Source organism: Pedobacter humicola, from assembly GCF_056490705.1.
The window spans coordinates 1-16,508 of the sequence record NZ_JBWJIG010000020.1; the positions used below are offsets into that span (position 1 = coordinate 1).

The window sequence follows — 16,508 nt, forward strand, 5'->3', positions numbered from 1 at the left end:
AACGGTACGTACAGTGGTGTGAGTGGACAGATAGGGAACTAATCCCTATCTTCCTACTCGATTTAATATCGTCAAATGTTCAAGCCATTGGCATTTGACCTTTTTAAAAACAGACCAATAGGTGCATTCCAAAGTAAATTTCTTTAATTTAGATTAAAATCTAAAAAAGTGAAGCGCCTCAACATTACCCTCATCGCCACCCTGTTCCTGTACTCCTGCTCAGAGAAAAGCCCCGATGTAAAAGTCAAAAAACAAAATAATCCGATATACGATAAGGCTTATCAATATTCCGAAGAGCAGAAAAGCGATAGTGCCTTCTACTATTTCGATAAAGCGAAAGACCTCTTTCTTCAACAGAAAGACAGTTTGGGTGTTGCCAAGTGCTTTTTAAATATGGCCATTATCTCAACCGATAACGGCGATTATTTTGGCGGGCAAGAGCTATCCATTAATGCAACACCATATTTTGATAAAAGACTGGCAGAGCAGCACATTTTTATCATATCGAACCTCAATAACCTGGGGCTCGCTTCCGAAAACTTAAAAGACTATAACCAGGCCATTGCATTTTATACAGAAGCATTAAACTACACTACGGGCGTTGATCCCCAGGCCGTTGTTAAAAATAATATTGCAAATATTTACAGAAAAAGAAAAGCGTATCCAAAAGCAATCGCCATCTATCAGGGTATTTTAAATCAATCAGTCAACAGTGAAACCTATGCAAAGGTATTGTCCAACCTGGCCCTCAGCAAATGGCTTCAAAACCCGGCATATAAGGCGGCTCCCGAATTATTAAAGGCATTGGCGATAAGAAAGAAAAATAACCGTTTGTTAGAACTCAATGCCAGTTATGCCCACCTTGCCGATTACTACACCAACAGCAAACCCGATTCTGCTTTATTCTATGCAAATAAGCGATATCAGGTTGCCCAGGTGATCAACCGGGCGGACGACCGATTGGAAGGCCTGCAAAAACTGATCAGGATTAGTCAGCCTTCTGCAACCAAACAATATTTCCAAACCTATCAAAACCTGAGCGACAGCATACAAACGGTACGTAGCGCTGCCAAGAATCAATTTGCAGTGATCCGCTACAATTCAGAGAAAAACAAAGCCAATTTTCTAAAAGCCCAGGCTGAAAACATCGAAAAACAAAAAGATATCCTCATCAGAAATATCGGGATCGCTGCTTTGATCCTCTGTTTGTTATTGGGTTATTTCCTCTACCGTAGACGGAAAAAAAGCCTGCAACAGGAAAAGGAAATAGAAGTTAAAAAAACAGAGCTCAAATATGTGAAAAAAATCCACGACCGTGTGGCCAATAGGGTATACCAGGTGATGTCGGAAGTTGAAAATACGAACGAAATAGACAAGAATGACCTGGCCGATAAACTGGATGTGATTTATAAAATATCGAGAGATCTTTCTTACGACAATAAAGAGCACAACCACGAAGAAAGCTTTTCAGTTGAGTTATCGAAAATGTTATATGCCTACGCCTCGGCTAAAACCAACATTGTATTGGAAGGTGGGGGCGAAAAACTTTGGGAAGATATTAAAAACGATACCAGGGCCGAAGTGTTTTGTATTTTACAGGAACTGATGACCAATATGAAAAAACATAGCGGTGCAGCGATGGTGACCATACATTTTAAACGGGAAAACGACCGTATAACGGTATTGTATGCTGATAATGGAAAAGGAATGGAGGTTTTAACCCCTAAAAATGGTTGGAGAAATACGGAAACCCGTATAGAAAGTATTTCGGGCCATATTACTTTTGATACCAGGCCCGATGAAGGGCTTCGTGTTGAATTTTCATTTCCAACCTTATAAAAATATAAATATGTTCAAAAACGTACTCATCGCCGAAGACCACGAAATTGTAAGTAAATCGCTCCGCAGTGCACTTACCGATCTGGGTATCACCATAGCCGACAAAGATTATGTATTTTATTGTGATGATGCATTTACACGCGTACAAAAAGCACTTCGTGATGGCGATCCTTACGAACTCATCATTACCGATCTTTCTTTTGATGAAGATTATCCAAAACAAAAATTAACAGGCGGCAGAGAACTGATCAAAGCTTTAAAAGAAATACAGCCCGACTTAAAGATCCTCGTATTTTCGATAGAAAACAGGGCGCTCATTGCCAATACCCTCTTTAAAGAATATGATATCGATGCTTATGTACCTAAGGCACGCCATGATGCGAAAGACCTTAAGCTGGCTTTAGAAAGCATTTATAAAAACAAAAAATACCATTCGCCAAACCTGCGGCAAAAAGAAGAGTACCTGCACGATTTTACCACTTACGATAAAACCATTGTATCGCTTATTTTAGATGGTAAAACCCAGAAAGAAATGGCGGGCATTTTAAAAGAAAAAAAGATGGAACCATCCGGTTTAAGCAGCATCGAAAAACGGATAAATTACATCAAAACGGCGCTGAATATTACCAATAACGGTCAGCTCATCGCTTATTGCATCGCGAATAAGGTGATTTAGTTCGTAGTCCGAAGTGCCTGGAATTTGAGTATAGCGGAGAGCGAAGAGCGGAAAGCGGGAAAAAATAGTCGCTTGCCAAGATTTTACCATATCAGAAATATAAGATCATTTAAGCACATTGTGGAGGTGGGGAAGTTGGTGGAAAATGGATGACGGAGCCAGCCTTGCGTTTAGGACTGGGCGTTGGCGTACAATTAACCGATTTAAACATTTAACCTTTTGAGCTGGGAGCTTGGAGTTGAGCGTTGGGAGTGGACGTGTCGATTAACCGATTTAAGTAATAACCACTTAACCGACTAAGCACCTTATCAATGAACTATTGACTAATGAGCCACCTACGGTTTCCCGTAAAATTAAACAATGTCCTTGCGCTACATTTGATCAACAAACAAAAAGCTCAGGCAAAATGGATCTTAAACTAAAGTTAGAACAGCTTCACCAGCGCGTGGTCGGATTAAAAGACCAGATCAATACCGAGGAGGCCACCAAAAATGCATTTGTAATGCCCTTTATCCAAATCCTCGGGTACGATATCTTTAACCCAACCGAGGTGATACCCGAACACATCTGCGATATCGGCACCAAAAAAGGCGAAAAGGTAGATTATGTGATCCGTAAAAACAACGAGCCCATCCTCATTTTCGAATGCAAACACTGGAAAGAAAGTGCCGATGCCCATAACTCGCAGCTGCACCGCTACTACCATGTTTCGAAAGCACGTTTTGGTGTACTCACCAATGGAACGGTGTATAACTTCTACGCCGACCTGGAAAAACCGAACATCATGGACGAGAAACCTTTTCTCACCATCGATATCGAAGACCTAAAGGATAACGCCATTAAAATCCTCGAAAGTTTTACCAAAAACGAATACAATTTAGAAAGCATCCTCGATTCGGCCGAAGGCTTAAAATACATCAAAGCCATCAGAAAGGAATTTGAAAAAGAGATCGATAGCCCTTCAGATGAAATCGTGAAGTTATTGGTGAACCGCTTTTTCGATAAACCCCTCACCGCAAACCGGATGATTGCTTTTAAAGAATATACCAAAAAAGCCCTCGCCATTTCGATCAACGAATCCATCAGCGACCGTTTAAAATCGGCATTGAATATCAACGAGAAAATCGATAAAAAAGAGACAGGTAAAGTGAACCCAATTGATGAAAGCCCTGATGAATCCAAAATTGTAACCACCGAAGAAGAGTTGGAAGCCTTCCAGATTGTAAAGGCCATTTTACGCGAAAAGATTCCGTCAGCACGCATTGCCGCGCGCGATACCCAATCCTACTTTGGTGTACTCCTGGACGATAATAACCGTAAACCCATCTGCAGGTTCCACTTTAATACGGCCAATAAATACATCGAAACCTTTCAGAACGGAAAAGATGCCGGCGAGAAAAAACAGGTGTTCAATCTGGACGAACTTTACGATTACCGGAGCCAGCTGCACCAAACCATAGATCTTTATTAGTTAACGTCTCAATTCTCAAAAAATGCAGGGCTTGCTTCATCGTTTGTTGTAGCGGACAGGGCAATCCCTCATTTTCATTCCTGCCATTTGTCATCCTGAGGGTTAATTTATTGCATAAAAATCAATAGGAATGACAGGAGATATTAATGGAGATAATTCCCCTCATAGTATCGTCATTGCAATGACGACCTCTCTCATAGACTCTGTCAATATTAGCGAGCTTGTGCTGAGCGTAGTCGGAGCAAAGTATCTCTCCTTATCAACCACTTCAGTCACCTCAGCCCATCTAAGTTTAACTCTATGAAGGGGCCTTATTCCACTAAGTTGAACTAAGCTGTTTAAGGTGGTGAAAAACAATAAGCAGAGATGTGTCATCCTGTGGGACAATTTATTACATAAAAATCAATATGATTGACGTATAAATTATTTTTTTTGCCCTGCTGCTCCGTCTTGCCTCGGCTCGCCGCCGCCGAAGGGCTCTTTCTTTTTGACATCAAAAAGAAACAAAAAATGTCGGCTGAAAATTTTTCTTTTGAAGCCAGTAGAGTCGCTTGGTCAGTGGGCCCCGAAAAATTTGTTAGGCCGGGTCTTAGTTGAACGTGGATGAGGTGCTTTGGCCTAGCTGGGAGGAAATGCAAATTCCTTTAAGTTGCTTATAATAAATAATTACAAAATAACGTCAGTGGTAGGGATAATTTCAACACTCAATTCACAATAACCAACAGCAGGCGCTTTAGTAAAACCTTAATATGCTTAACTGCTTAATGGTGGTAAGATGTAAAGTGGAATGGGTTCAGCGTAAATCCCCGTAATCAGCGGGAGACTCCGGGCGATTGCTTTGTTCCCGCAGATCCAGGAAGATCACGCAGATGAATAACCGGCCTGCTTTAACCCACTGTGTTATCCACTAATGAACAACCTATGTTACTTCCTATGCGACTACGGATGGAATTCGGCAAGTAAATACCCAACTCTGCGTACTCCGTACCCTTCTCTCTGCGCCTTTTGCAGTGAAATAAACCTCGCTGGGGTTATCCGTAAGGAATCCGTTTTTAGCCTGAATACCTTAGTGCCATGAAACATTTAGTTACGCTAATCTTATTTACATGCGCCATTGGTATTGCCCGGGCACAGCAACAAAAAGTAAAAACCTATCAGCTCATGGAACCCGGTTTTAACACCACTACCATCAAAGGCACCATCAGCGAAGTATACAGCACCAAACGATATGGCAAAACCTTCTGGTGGGTGCGCATCGGTGCCGATACCATCATCCATGTATGGGGCAAACACCTCGATACCGCCACCATGAAACTCGGCATCACCCGAACCTTTTACTCCATCAAACGCCTCGACAACAACTGGTGGAAAAAAGAAAAATCAGAGAACTATGTAAAGCCGAAGAATGATTAATCAAGACGAATCAGTCAATGATACGGGAAAGTCTCAAGTTTGACACCTATCATTACATCCTAACCAATTAGCAGAATATAAGGGATGCTGGCTTCTTGGATTTCATTATAACTTGCTGTTTATCAATAGGTATATTTTCTAGAATAATTTTTCACTTTACGGTTTCCCGTAAGGGGAGCTGTTGGTGCTTTCATACTTTTGATATGAAAATTACAAACAACGCTAGACAAAAGATTATGATCAACGATTTAAAAAAGTTCTTAAATGAAGAGCAAGATCCGAAAGCTGTAGAAAAGATTTTAGAGCGGATTAATAGCCTGCTTACTTCCAACGAACAAGTAGAATATATTGCTGTACAAAAGAAACCAGCAATAAACTTTTCACCAGATTGTATTGCCTTAACGAACAGGCGAATAATATTTTGTAAACCAAAGAACTTTGGTTTGTCGATGGATTTTCAGGATTACAGTTGGAAAGATGTTGCAGATTGCCACATTAAAGAAGGGATATTAGGCGCAACATTTACAATGAAAACCGTGAGAAACTTCCATAACATGATGGATTATCTGCCCAAAAATCAAGCGAGAAAGCTCTATCAATATGCTCAGGAGAAAGAGGAAGAAATGCGGGAATATAGAAGGCAAAAAGAACTGGAAGATAAAAGAGCTGCGGCAGGTGGCGGCATTGTAGTAAATAACACACCGGTTACCCCAAATGAAAGCGTTGCCCTACAAGAAGATCCTTTTGCCGTTTTGCAAAAATTAAAAGCCTTGTTAGAAAATGGAATTCTTTCGCAGGAAGAATTCGATGGCAAGAAAAATGAAATTCTGGCGCGCGTGTAATGAAAGCTATAAAGTCTCTATTCATTATCTGTGCCCTCTGCTGTTTCCTGGCCATATTAAAACTGCCTATCGAATGCTATACCTTTCTGAGAACAATAGTTTCGTTGGGTGCCTTGCTGCTGATTTACGTTTGGGCTAAACAAAAAAACTACGCTTTAGCGGTCGTATTTCTACTCGTGCTCATTCTTTTTAACCCGCTCTTCCCCATTTACCTGCACCGCAAAAGCATCTGGATCCCGATCGATATCATCACCGGAATACTCTTTTTATTGATCGCTTTTTATACCAAAAAGGCAGCCGATAAAAAAGAAGAAAAAGCTGTTGAGCTGCCGCCCCTTCAAAAAACATACACCAGAGACCGCATCGTTTCGGCAAAGCGCGAACTATAATCCTGAAATAATAAATCAAACTCTAAACTACATGTTATGATTGCCCAAATAGAAGAATTTTTTAACCCCAAAACAGCCGATGCCCCACAGGATGAAAATGTGGAGCTTAAAGTGCCTGTTACTGAAGAAGCGGAAGAGGCCAGAAAAAGAACCTACCACGAAGCCGGCTTTAGGGACGGGTCGCGGAACAGCGGTAGCCCACTGGCGCTGTCGATATGCCTGAATGCCATTTATGCCAAATTTCAAAACGAAGAAAAAGAACTGGTAGAAAAACAGCAACTTGCAAAAGAACCCTACATCAATGAGCAGCGGACCAAGGAAACTGAAATCAAAACCCTCGCCATCAGCGAAGAAAGCAAAAAACAGCAGATCAGCTTAACTGAAAGCAATATCAGAAAGGTAAAAGATGATATCGAAGAGTTAAAATTCGAAATCAATGAGCTGGCCAGGGATCCCGAAAAATACCACATCAGCGCTTCAAAAGGTGCCTCAACCAAATTCTGGATCGGACTGATCATCCTCATGCCTTTAAGCCTGTATCTGTTTACCTTTTACATCTCCACCTCTTATTCGGCCTTTTTCAAACCCTTCGATGCCACAAGTACCATCATCATGAATGTGCTCGATTCGAAAGCTTTTTCAAAAGCCTGGCAGGACGGATCGCTCGAAGGTGCCTTCGTTACCTTTATTCCCTTTGTGTTCCTCGGCCTGGGTTATTTGATCCACATGTTTGGTGAGGTGAAAAGTGTGGGGAACTACATTAAAATCGGACTGCTACTACTCACTACCTTTGTGTTCGATGCTATACTGGCTTACCAAATTGAAGAAAAGATTTATGATCTGACCAAAACCTTCGATACGCCTCCTTTTAATATCCCAATTGCCTTTGGCAAAATCCAGTTCTGGGGTATCATCTTCGCGGGTTTTGTAGTCTACCTCATCTGGGGCGTGGTGTTCGATTTTATCATGAAAGAACACCGCGAAAAGGACAAAATCAAACATGAACAGCTCCGCAGGAAAAAAGACATCCAGATCCATCAGGACCGTATAGCGGACATCGAAATCCAAAAGGAGAAACTGGTCGCCGAACTGAGCGACATCAAAAAACTTTCGCTTGAAGCACAGGGCCGCATTGTTAGCCTGCAAAGGATCATTGATGCCGTGATTATCCCCACCAAAGAATATGTGCTCTATGCCTCCGAGTACATGCAGGGCTGGATCACCTTTGTGAACGAAAAACTCCGCATCTCGCAACACGAAAAATTTGATCTTCAAACCGAATGCAGGGCCTGTTATGATGAAAACCTTAAAAACGTAGGCGCCAGCGAAGATTCACAAAACTCCGTTTACGTATCCACCTTATAAAATTAGCAACATGAAAAGAAAATTATTAAGCCTGTTGCTGATCTTATTGATCACCGGTGTCTTCACCAAAGAGGTTAAAGCCCAACAAAACCAGAATCAGAACCTGAACATCAGCTTTTTACTCGATTTATCCGATCGGGTCGACCCTAAAAAGAACCCTGATTTTTACCAGAGAGACCTCGGCTACATCAAAACGGTAGAAACGGCATTTGTTAATCATGTAAAAGGAAAAAAAATCATGCTCTTAAAAGACCAGATGCAGGTTTTCTTCGATCCCATTCCTAAAATCACGAATATCAACCTGCTGAGCCAACAGCTCAAAGTTAGTTTTGATCAGAAAGCGAGTAAAAAAGACATCTTAAGTGTAGATAATGCTTATACACAGATCTCTTCAAAAATCTATCAGCATACCATTAAGTATGGCCATTATATAGGCTCCGATATCTGGAAGTTTTTCAAAAACAATGTGCAGGATTATTGCATTAAAGAGCAGCACCGAAATATACTGGTTATCCTTACCGATGGTTATATGTACCATCAAGACAGTAAGTTTCTCGACAATGGCAAAAGTTCTTACATCACTCCCGAATTTATTAAGGAAAAAAAGCTTACGGCCGCGGATTATAGAACGATCATGAAAAAGAATAATCTGGGTTTTATCCCGGCAACCAACAATCTGCAGAACCTTGAAGTGGTGGTGTTGGGGATTAATCCATCAAAACAAAGCCCCTATGAGGAAGATGTGATTAAACAATACTGGACAGATTGGCTGAAAGCCATGAAAGTGAAGAAATTCTATTTGAAAACAACCGATCTGCCCACCAACTTGGCACCTGTAATCCAAAAAATTATCCTATAAAAATAATTAGCTAACGGCAGTATTAACGATTTAACATACAGCGTATTAAATATTATATTTACTTTAAATCCATCCCAAAATCATGAAAACGCTCTCCCTCATCCTTTTTTTCTTCACCAACATTACCTGTACAGAACCTACAAGCGTGTACCTTTGCAACAGTCCCGGTGCTAAAAAATACCACCTGAGTGCCAATTGCCGCGGTTTAAGTAATTGCTCGTACAAAATTATAAAAGTGGATATCGAAAAAGCCAAAAAAGACGGGAAAACATTATGCGGCTGGGAAAAGGAAAAATAAGTATACTGGTTTTATGGTTCACGCTGCAAAGCTGTTTCATCCCGCCCGGCGAAAGCAAAACCCTAAGTTCCAGTCAGCTTGTTTTTACCGCCAAAGTGATCCGCATCCTCGATGGCGATACCATGGAAGTACTGTACCAGAACCAGCCCCTTAAAATCCGTTTGGCGCATATCGATTGCCCCGAGAAACGCGGTCACCAGCCTTTCGGTACCAAAGCCAAACAAGCCCTGTCCGATCTCTGTTTCGGGCAAATGGTAACCGTGCAGGGCCAAAAATACGACCGCTATAAACGCTTAATCGCTGTGGTCATCAACCGTAAAAAACAGATAGTAAATCAGGAAATGATTAAACAGGGCATGGCCTGGCATTTTAAAAAATACTCCGGCGATCCGCTGTATGCGCAACTGGAAAATACCGCCAGGAAAAACAAAGTAGGTTTATGGCAGGAAGCAGCTGCGGTAGCGCCCTGGGAGTGGCGGGGAAGGAAGCATGTTTTGGCGAAGTAGTTGCGGTAAGCCTTGCCATAAGATAAATTTCAGCAGATCAGCTATAGGATAATGGATATCCTGAAATAATAATTATTATTGAGGATTAATAACGCTCAACATGTTTAAAAAACTTTTCCTCCTAAGCACCTTCCTGGCTGTTACAGCAGTTGCTTACGCTCAAGCTATTAACCCCGACTTGTTGGGGAAGAAAATAGCCTTTGCCATTAAACAGGAACAACAGCTAAAAAGTAAAATTTACACCAACGATGAAGATATTATTATAGCCGGAGGCATGGCCATGCCGGTTAGGTTTATCAGGGTAGAAAAAGATATCCCCAACCTCATTGTACAATATATCTTTAGCGAAAAGGATTCAATCATCCGTAAAATCGGATACGAATGGGATGTGCGGAACTTTGACAAATCAGACCATAATGTTAAACCCCTTGCTTTTAACAAAGCTTTAATTGAACGCTATAATAGCCTAGTAAAGCTTTTTACCCAAAAATATGGCGTTGGCACTACAAAGGGTGATTTAAGCAATCTCACTAAAATTGATACATCGGGCGGTTTAACACGTACCGACAAATGGAATAGTGGCCAGGTTGATGTGTTAATGCACACGGCCATCTCTAATCATTACGAAGCTACCGCATACGGGGCAAGTATCCCAACACATAGGATAAGGGTGTATCTTTCTGAACCGAGGAATTAGAGCATCGGGATTGCTATTTCTACGTTCTAATCCTGATGATAAGCTACTGATAATTTAGCTCATTTGATTGATTATGATTGGGTGTTTTCATAGATCGATAACAACCTTAGACAACTGTCAACTGGTTAACCACTTCCAACTCCAAACTAGCCCCACTCCCGCGGATTATGCTGATTTACGCTGAACCATTCCATCATCCATTTTACATCTTCCATTCTTTACGCAAAGTTGATGCGGATAAATCGACTCCGGACTCCCGACTCCTGCGGCTAACCAACCGCTCCCCACTGTATTTTCGAAAAAATTGAATAGTTTTAACCCCTGATAAATAAAAACATTTCAGCTGCCCGGCGCATACCCTATCGCGAGACAATTTTAATACGGATGAAATTTTCTGTAGCGTTGATGCTGTTTTTTTTGTTTACATCATAATGAAAAGGAAGAAATAACATGGGGGATAAAAACCTTTTGAATGAAACTGAGCTACTGGCAAGGATTGCTGCTGGAGATGAGCTTGCATTCAGGGCGGTTTTTGAACACTATCAGCAGTTGACCTTTACTTTTGCGCAGAAAATTACCCGTTCCAATTCGGATGCCGAGGAGATTGTACAGGATATCTTTTTAAAAGTATGGTTTAACCGCGGTCATTTAACCGGTATCGAAAACTTTGGCGCTTACCTCAACCGGCTGGTGCGTAACCAGGCCTTAAACCTCTTGCGCCATGAGGCGATTATCAGCAGGGTTAAAACGGAATTGGGGCAGAACAATACAGAGAATGACCTGGGTACCCAGCAAAAACTCGATTATAAGGAAACCAGACAGTTGCTCGACGATATCGTGCGCCAATTGCCCGAACAGCAGCGCAGGGTATATGCGTTATGCCATTTTGAAGGCCTAAAATATGATGAAGCAGCAGCACAGCTGAATATCTCGGCGGATACCGTACACTACCACATGAAACGGGCATTGGCCACCATCCGCGAACATTTTAAACGCCATGCCATGCTTTATCCCGCACTGATGATTATTTTTTTAAAATAATTTTAAAAACGGCTACCCCCTTTGCTTTCTGAAGTGTCAGTGTAATCGATAAGGCGAAATCACCTTAACAATAGCTAACCAAAAAAACACATGACCAAGGGGCAATTAAGGCTTGCTGAACTTTTCGATAAGTACCTCTCAAAAGACATTACCGAGCAACAACGGCTCGAATTTTTAACCTATGTGGAAGATCCCGATTATACTGGATTTTTAGATGGGCTCATTTCCGAAAGTTACGAACAGCCAAAGGTGCTGACCAGCCTGAGTGCTGAGGCTAAAGAACGCATATTTCAATCCATTGTAGCGGGCAGCCCTAAGGCACAGCCCGCCAGAACCTTTCGTTTATGGCCGCGTATCGCTGCCGCCGCTGCGGTTGTGGCCCTTGTTTTTGCAGCAGGTTTACTGTATTACAACAACATCAGGGAGCAGCCGGCCCATCAGCAGGTGTATAAAAATGATATTGCCCCGGGCATGTCGGGCGCTACCCTAACCCTTTCCAACGGCAAGAAAATCAGGCTGAGTGATGTGCAGAATGGGGAAGTGGCCAAAGAGGCCGGTGTGATGATCACCAAATCGGGTAATGGGGAAGTCACCTACGTGCTGAACAGCAATTCGGGCGACCCGGGCAAAAGCAATACCCTATCTACCGCCAATGGCGAAACCTATAAGCTAAAACTTCCCGATGGTTCTTATGTATGGCTCAATTCGGCCTCCAGTTTAACCTATTCCTTGCGCCTGATGGAAAACGGCAAACGCAGGGTGAAGCTTCAGGGCGAAGGTTATTTTGAAATCGCCAAAGACAAAGCCCATCCTTTTGTGGTCACCACCGATAAACAGGAGGTAGAGGTATTGGGTACCCACTTTAACATCAACAGCTACCCCGACGAAGGCGCCGTGGCCACTACCCTGATCGAAGGCTCGGTGAGTGTTACTTCGGGCAAATTGCGGAAGGTGATTAAACCGGGAGAGCAGGCCATTAACAACGGCAACAGCATTGAACTCAGTGCGGCCAACCTGGATAATGTAATCGACTGGAAAGATGGCGATTTCAATCTGGATGAACTGGATTTTAGGGTAGCCATGCGTAAAATCGCCCGCTGGTATAATGTGGATGTGGTTTACGAGGCTTCTGTGCCGCAGAACATGAAATCGGGCGGCTGGATTTCGAGAAGCAGGACCCTATCGGCGGTGCTGAGACACATCGAATCATCAGGCCAGGTACATTTTAAAATCGCAGGAAGAAAAGTGTATGTGGCCAGATAAACGAGCAAACTTTCGGATATACATCAAATAAATAAGATTAATAAACCTTAACGGGCCTGTTGTATTGCTGTTCAGGCGTACAGCGGCCATTAAAACCAGAACGATGAAGAAATATTTACAGGAGTAAGATGATATAAAGAAGCAAACCAGAAGTGAAGCACTCCTGGTTGCGTGTGGAACCATTCATTGAATTACAATTGAACGCAGCAGGCCAACAGTTTTCGACCGCCGGAGGCAGGCTGCCTAAGAACCAACACTAACCAAATGTATCGAATTTATACTAAATCAGGTATAACCTCTGCGTTATACCCTAAAATATGGCTAATTATGCGATTAACCACCGTCATGTTGATAGCATCCCTCATGCACGTCAGTGCTGCTTCATTCGGCCAGCGGATCACCATTGAAGAGAACCAAATCAGTTTAAAATCTGTTTTTAAACAAATCCGAAAGCAGAGCGGCTACGACTTTTATTATGAGGGCGGCATTATTTCCAATAATGTACTTAAAAATGTAAAGCTGAATAACGCTACCGTAGAGCAGGCCTTACAGGCTGTTTTAAAGGATACTCCCTTTACCTATGTGATTAACGACAGAGATGTAACCATCAGGAAAAGGGCCTTTGCTTCCTTCCCCGATAACCTGCCCCTCAACGCACGCCTTATGGATGTACGGGGCAAGGTGGTAGATGAGAAAGATCAGCCGCTGGTTGGTGCCATTGTAGCGATAAAGGGAAAAGGCAAATCTGTGGCGACCGATCAGAACGGAGCCTTCCTGTTGCCCAATGTGGATGAGGGGGATAAACTCACTGTCAGCTTTGTCGGTTATCAGAACCTGGAACTTAACCCCGCACGCGATATGGGGAATATCCGGTTAACCCCAACCATTAACGACCTGACGGATGTGGTGGTGATCGGTTATGGAACCGCAAGGAAGAAAGACCTCACCGGGGCCATTACGCAGATTAAGCCGGATAAAATTGCCGATGAAAATCCGCGCACCGTACAGGATATCCTGAGGGGCACACCCGGCCTCACCATCGGGCTCGATGCCTCGGCAAAAAGTGGCGGAAGCATCAACATCCGCGGGCAGCGTTCGGTATATACCGCAGGTAACCACAACTCGCCTTTGCTCATCCTCGACGGGATGATCTTTTATGGAGAACTTTCCGAGATCAGTCCGGATGATATTGAACAGATCGACGTACTCAAAGACGCTTCGGCTGCGGCCATTTACGGGGCACAGTCGGCCAACGGGGTATTGATCATTACCACGAAGAAAGGAAAGCAGGGCAAGCCAACCATCAACTTTACTTCCAACCTGGGCATGTCTACCATGGGCGCCAACAGGCCGGTATGGGGCCCCGAAGGTTATATGAAATACCGTGAAGACTGGTACCTTACCGATACCTATGGCAAAAACCCGGTTACGGGCAACTATGAAGCCTATGTGGGCGGCAGTGATGCCTCATCAAAAGGCAAACCGGGCTATTATGAAAAACCGACTGCGGATATGTTTGCCAAATATGGCATCACCGAGGCCGCCTGGAGGGCTTATTCGGTAAACGAAGCGGGCGATTCGGATGACCGCATATTTGCAAAACGCCTCGGACTTGGGCACAACGTACTCACCAACTATCTGGCCGGAAATACCTTCGACTGGTACGACCATAGTTTCCGCAAGGGCTTTAACCAGGATTATAACCTCAGCGTTTCGGGTGCCAGCGATAAGATCAATTATTATATGTCGGCCGGGTACCTGGCCAACGAGGGCGTTGTGGTGGGCGATAATTACCGATCGATCCGCTCCAACCTGAAAGTGGACGGCAAGGTAACCGACTGGCTGAATATTGGCGCAAATGTTAACTTTCAGGACCGTTCAGATGGTAACATCGCTACCGACTGGGGCCGGGCCATCATTTTCAACAGTCCTTTTGCTTCTTACAGAAATGCGAACGGCGATCTGGAAGTATACCCGCAGGGATCGACCCTAACCGGCGACGTGAGGGGATATAACTACGATTTTAACAGACAGTACCAGGATCTGGAGAGTGGCTATAACGTTTTAAATACCATCCTTACCGCTAAGGTAAAACTGCCCCTCAACATCAATTATTCGTTTAACTATTCGCCGCGTTACCAGTGGTTTTATAAACGCTATTTTACCTCATCAGAACATCCCGATTGGAAACCAGGTTCGAAAAAGGCAGGCGTATACCGCGAGAACAGCAAACGTTTCGACTGGTCGTTTAACAATACCATTAACTGGGAGCAAACCTTTGCCAAAAAACACCGTGTAAACATTACCCTGGTACAGGAAGCAGAAGAGCGCCAGTCGTGGATGGACTTTATCCAGGCCTGGGATATCTCGCCTACCGATGCACTGGGTTTACATGAAACAAAGGGTGGCGACAAACTGCAAAGTGAGTTCGACAGTAACGATAGCCGCCAGACCGCGGATGGCATGCTGGCCCGTCTGTTTTATTCGTACGACGACCGCTATATGCTCACCACCTCGGTACGCCGCGACGGTTATTCGGCATTTGGTACTTCCAATCCCCGTGCTACCTTTCTCTCGGCGGCTGTAGGCTGGACTTTCACCAACGAAAAGTTCTTCAACTGGAAACCGCTGAGCAACGGAAAGTTACGCCTGTCGTACGGGCAGAACGGTAACCGTTCGCTCGATAACCCTTATGTAGCGCTGGCCAATCTGGCCAATGGCGTAGGCACCCAGGGTTATATCAATGCCAATGGCGATTATGTGCAGTTTCAGTACCTGCGGATCGACCGTATGGCCAATAAGGATCTGCAATGGGAAAAAACAGCTTCTTTTAACGTGGGTTTAGATCTGGGCTTTTTCGGTAACCGACTGAGCACCACCCTCGATTATTATCAGATGTCGACCACCGATATGATCATGAACCAGTCTCTGCCCGGTTTCTCAGGCTTTAGCAGCATCACCACCAATTTAGGTGAGGTACAGAACAATGGCTTTGAGATCTCGGTAAATTCGCAGAATATCGTGGGCAAAAACTTTAGCTGGAACACTTCCCTTGGATTTTCTAAATACAGCAACAAGATCAAACACCTGTATTACCAGTATGTAGATGTGCTTGATGCCAATGGCAACGTTGTATCGAGCGAAGAGGTAAGCGATATCGGCAACCAATGGTTTATCGGTCAGCCCATCAGCTCCATCTGGAATTACCGGGTAACGGGCATCTGGCAGACGAATGAAGTAGACGAAGCTGCCCGCTACGGTCAGCGCCCGGGTGATCCGAAAGTGGCCAACAACTACACCGCGGATGATGTAAAGAATGCCAATGGTACTGTTACCCCGGTTTATAACGATAACGACAAGGAATTTCTAGGACAAACACAGGCGCCTATCATGTGGTCGTTACGGAACGATTTTACCTACAAAAACTTTAATTTTTCGGTAAACATTTATTCCTACTGGGGCCATAAGAGCCTGAGTGGTGCCTATCTGAACCAGGATAACGGTACTTCGACCATTAGTCAGGGTTTGGCCAATACCTATGAGAAACCGTACTGGACCATCGAAAACCCAAGCCAGTTCTGGTCGCGCCTCGAGTCTAAAGGTCCTGCCGGACTTAACGCTCCTCAGCGGGTATTCGACCGCTCCTTTATCAGGCTGGATAACGTAAGCGTGGGTTATACGCTGCCTAAAAAACTTACCTCTGCCTATAACATTCAGAAATTAAAGGTTTTTGCTTCGGTGCGCAATCTAGCCGTTTGGAATAAAGACAAAAACTGGCGGTATTGGGATATTGAAACCGGTGAGCTGGCGCCAAGGATATTCACCTTCGGGGCAAACCTAACTTTTTAA

General features: G+C 43.7%; 14 protein-coding genes. All 14 read left to right on the forward strand.

Annotated features, from left to right (window positions below):
* The first annotated feature begins 168 nt into the window (after positions 1 to 168).
* The 14 genes from AC04Q1_RS23235 to AC04Q1_RS23300 all read left to right on the forward strand — a co-directional run bounded on the left by AC04Q1_RS23235 (position 169) and on the right by AC04Q1_RS23300 (position 16,508).
* Entirely contained in the window at positions 169 to 1,839 is a 1,671-nt protein-coding gene (locus AC04Q1_RS23235; RefSeq protein WP_478366936.1) for a tetratricopeptide repeat-containing sensor histidine kinase, read from the forward strand.
* Positions 1,840 to 1,849: 10 nt separating this feature from the next.
* A complete protein-coding gene (locus AC04Q1_RS23240) occupies positions 1,850 to 2,515 on the forward strand; it encodes a DNA-binding response regulator (RefSeq protein ID WP_478366937.1) in 666 nt (221 codons plus the stop codon).
* A 406-nt stretch (positions 2,516 to 2,921) separates the two neighbouring features.
* Positions 2,922 to 3,986 (forward strand): type I restriction endonuclease, encoded by a 1,065-nt coding sequence (locus AC04Q1_RS23245; RefSeq protein WP_478366938.1) that lies wholly within the window; start codon positions 2,922 to 2,924, stop codon positions 3,984 to 3,986.
* Between the two features lie 1,074 nt (positions 3,987 to 5,060).
* A complete protein-coding gene (locus AC04Q1_RS23250; RefSeq protein ID WP_478366939.1) occupies positions 5,061 to 5,399 on the forward strand; it encodes a hypothetical protein in 339 nt (112 codons plus the stop codon).
* A gap of 95 nt (positions 5,400 to 5,494) precedes the next feature.
* Positions 5,495 to 6,241 carry a PH domain-containing protein gene (locus AC04Q1_RS23255; RefSeq protein ID WP_478366940.1) on the forward strand — a complete coding sequence of 249 codons (747 nt, stop codon included), beginning with the start codon at positions 5,495 to 5,497 and terminating at the stop codon, positions 6,239 to 6,241.
* A complete protein-coding gene (locus tag AC04Q1_RS23260; protein WP_478366941.1) occupies positions 6,241 to 6,630 on the forward strand; it encodes a DUF6804 family protein in 390 nt (129 codons plus the stop codon). The genes AC04Q1_RS23255 and AC04Q1_RS23260 overlap by 1 nt, the downstream gene beginning before the upstream one ends.
* A 36-nt stretch (positions 6,631 to 6,666) precedes the next feature.
* Complete coding sequence (locus AC04Q1_RS23265; protein WP_478366942.1) at positions 6,667 to 7,995, forward strand: hypothetical protein; 1,329 nt, start codon at positions 6,667 to 6,669, stop codon at positions 7,993 to 7,995.
* Between the two features lie 10 nt (positions 7,996 to 8,005).
* Positions 8,006 to 8,854, forward strand: a complete 849-nt coding sequence (locus AC04Q1_RS23270) for a hypothetical protein (protein WP_478366943.1) — start codon at positions 8,006 to 8,008, stop codon at positions 8,852 to 8,854.
* An 82-nt stretch (positions 8,855 to 8,936) separates the two neighbouring features.
* Entirely contained in the window at positions 8,937 to 9,152 is a 216-nt protein-coding gene (locus AC04Q1_RS23275; RefSeq protein WP_478366944.1) for a hypothetical protein, read from the forward strand.
* Entirely contained in the window at positions 9,128 to 9,658 is a 531-nt protein-coding gene (locus AC04Q1_RS23280; RefSeq protein ID WP_478366945.1) for a thermonuclease family protein, read from the forward strand. Before AC04Q1_RS23275 ends, AC04Q1_RS23280 begins: the two co-directional genes overlap by 25 nt.
* 100 nt (positions 9,659 to 9,758) lie before the next feature.
* Positions 9,759 to 10,355, forward strand: a complete 597-nt coding sequence (locus AC04Q1_RS23285; RefSeq protein ID WP_478366946.1) for a hypothetical protein — start codon at positions 9,759 to 9,761, stop codon at positions 10,353 to 10,355.
* A 450-nt stretch (positions 10,356 to 10,805) separates the two neighbouring features.
* Positions 10,806 to 11,396: an RNA polymerase sigma factor gene (locus tag AC04Q1_RS23290; protein WP_478366947.1), complete on the forward strand. Its 591-nt coding sequence runs from the start codon at positions 10,806 to 10,808 to the stop codon at positions 11,394 to 11,396.
* A 90-nt stretch (positions 11,397 to 11,486) separates the two neighbouring features.
* Positions 11,487 to 12,659, forward strand: coding sequence for a FecR family protein (locus tag AC04Q1_RS23295; protein ID WP_478366948.1), 1,173 nt, complete (start codon positions 11,487 to 11,489; stop codon positions 12,657 to 12,659).
* Positions 12,660 to 13,004: 345 nt separating this feature from the next.
* The gene (locus tag AC04Q1_RS23300) at positions 13,005 to 16,508 is read left to right on the forward strand and encodes a SusC/RagA family TonB-linked outer membrane protein (protein ID WP_478366949.1); all 3,504 of its coding nucleotides are present in this window, start codon (positions 13,005 to 13,007) and stop codon (positions 16,506 to 16,508) included.

Coding starts and splice junctions, on each gene's coding strand:
- AC04Q1_RS23240 (WP_478366937.1), top strand. CDS start 1,850: ATGTTCAAAAACGTACTCATCGCCGAAGACCACGAAATTGTAAGTAAA.
- AC04Q1_RS23245 (WP_478366938.1), top strand. CDS start 2,922: ATGGATCTTAAACTAAAGTTAGAACAGCTTCACCAGCGCGTGGTCGGA.
- AC04Q1_RS23250 (WP_478366939.1), top strand. CDS start 5,061: ATGAAACATTTAGTTACGCTAATCTTATTTACATGCGCCATTGGTATT.
- AC04Q1_RS23260 (WP_478366941.1), top strand. CDS start 6,241: ATGAAAGCTATAAAGTCTCTATTCATTATCTGTGCCCTCTGCTGTTTC.
- AC04Q1_RS23265 (WP_478366942.1), top strand. CDS start 6,667: ATGATTGCCCAAATAGAAGAATTTTTTAACCCCAAAACAGCCGATGCC.
- AC04Q1_RS23270 (WP_478366943.1), top strand. CDS start 8,006: ATGAAAAGAAAATTATTAAGCCTGTTGCTGATCTTATTGATCACCGGT.
- AC04Q1_RS23275 (WP_478366944.1), top strand. CDS start 8,937: ATGAAAACGCTCTCCCTCATCCTTTTTTTCTTCACCAACATTACCTGT.
- AC04Q1_RS23280 (WP_478366945.1), top strand. CDS start 9,128: ATGCGGCTGGGAAAAGGAAAAATAAGTATACTGGTTTTATGGTTCACG.
- AC04Q1_RS23285 (WP_478366946.1), top strand. CDS start 9,759: ATGTTTAAAAAACTTTTCCTCCTAAGCACCTTCCTGGCTGTTACAGCA.
- AC04Q1_RS23290 (WP_478366947.1), top strand. CDS start 10,806: ATGGGGGATAAAAACCTTTTGAATGAAACTGAGCTACTGGCAAGGATT.
- AC04Q1_RS23295 (WP_478366948.1), top strand. CDS start 11,487: ATGACCAAGGGGCAATTAAGGCTTGCTGAACTTTTCGATAAGTACCTC.
- AC04Q1_RS23300 (WP_478366949.1), top strand. CDS start 13,005: ATGTTGATAGCATCCCTCATGCACGTCAGTGCTGCTTCATTCGGCCAG.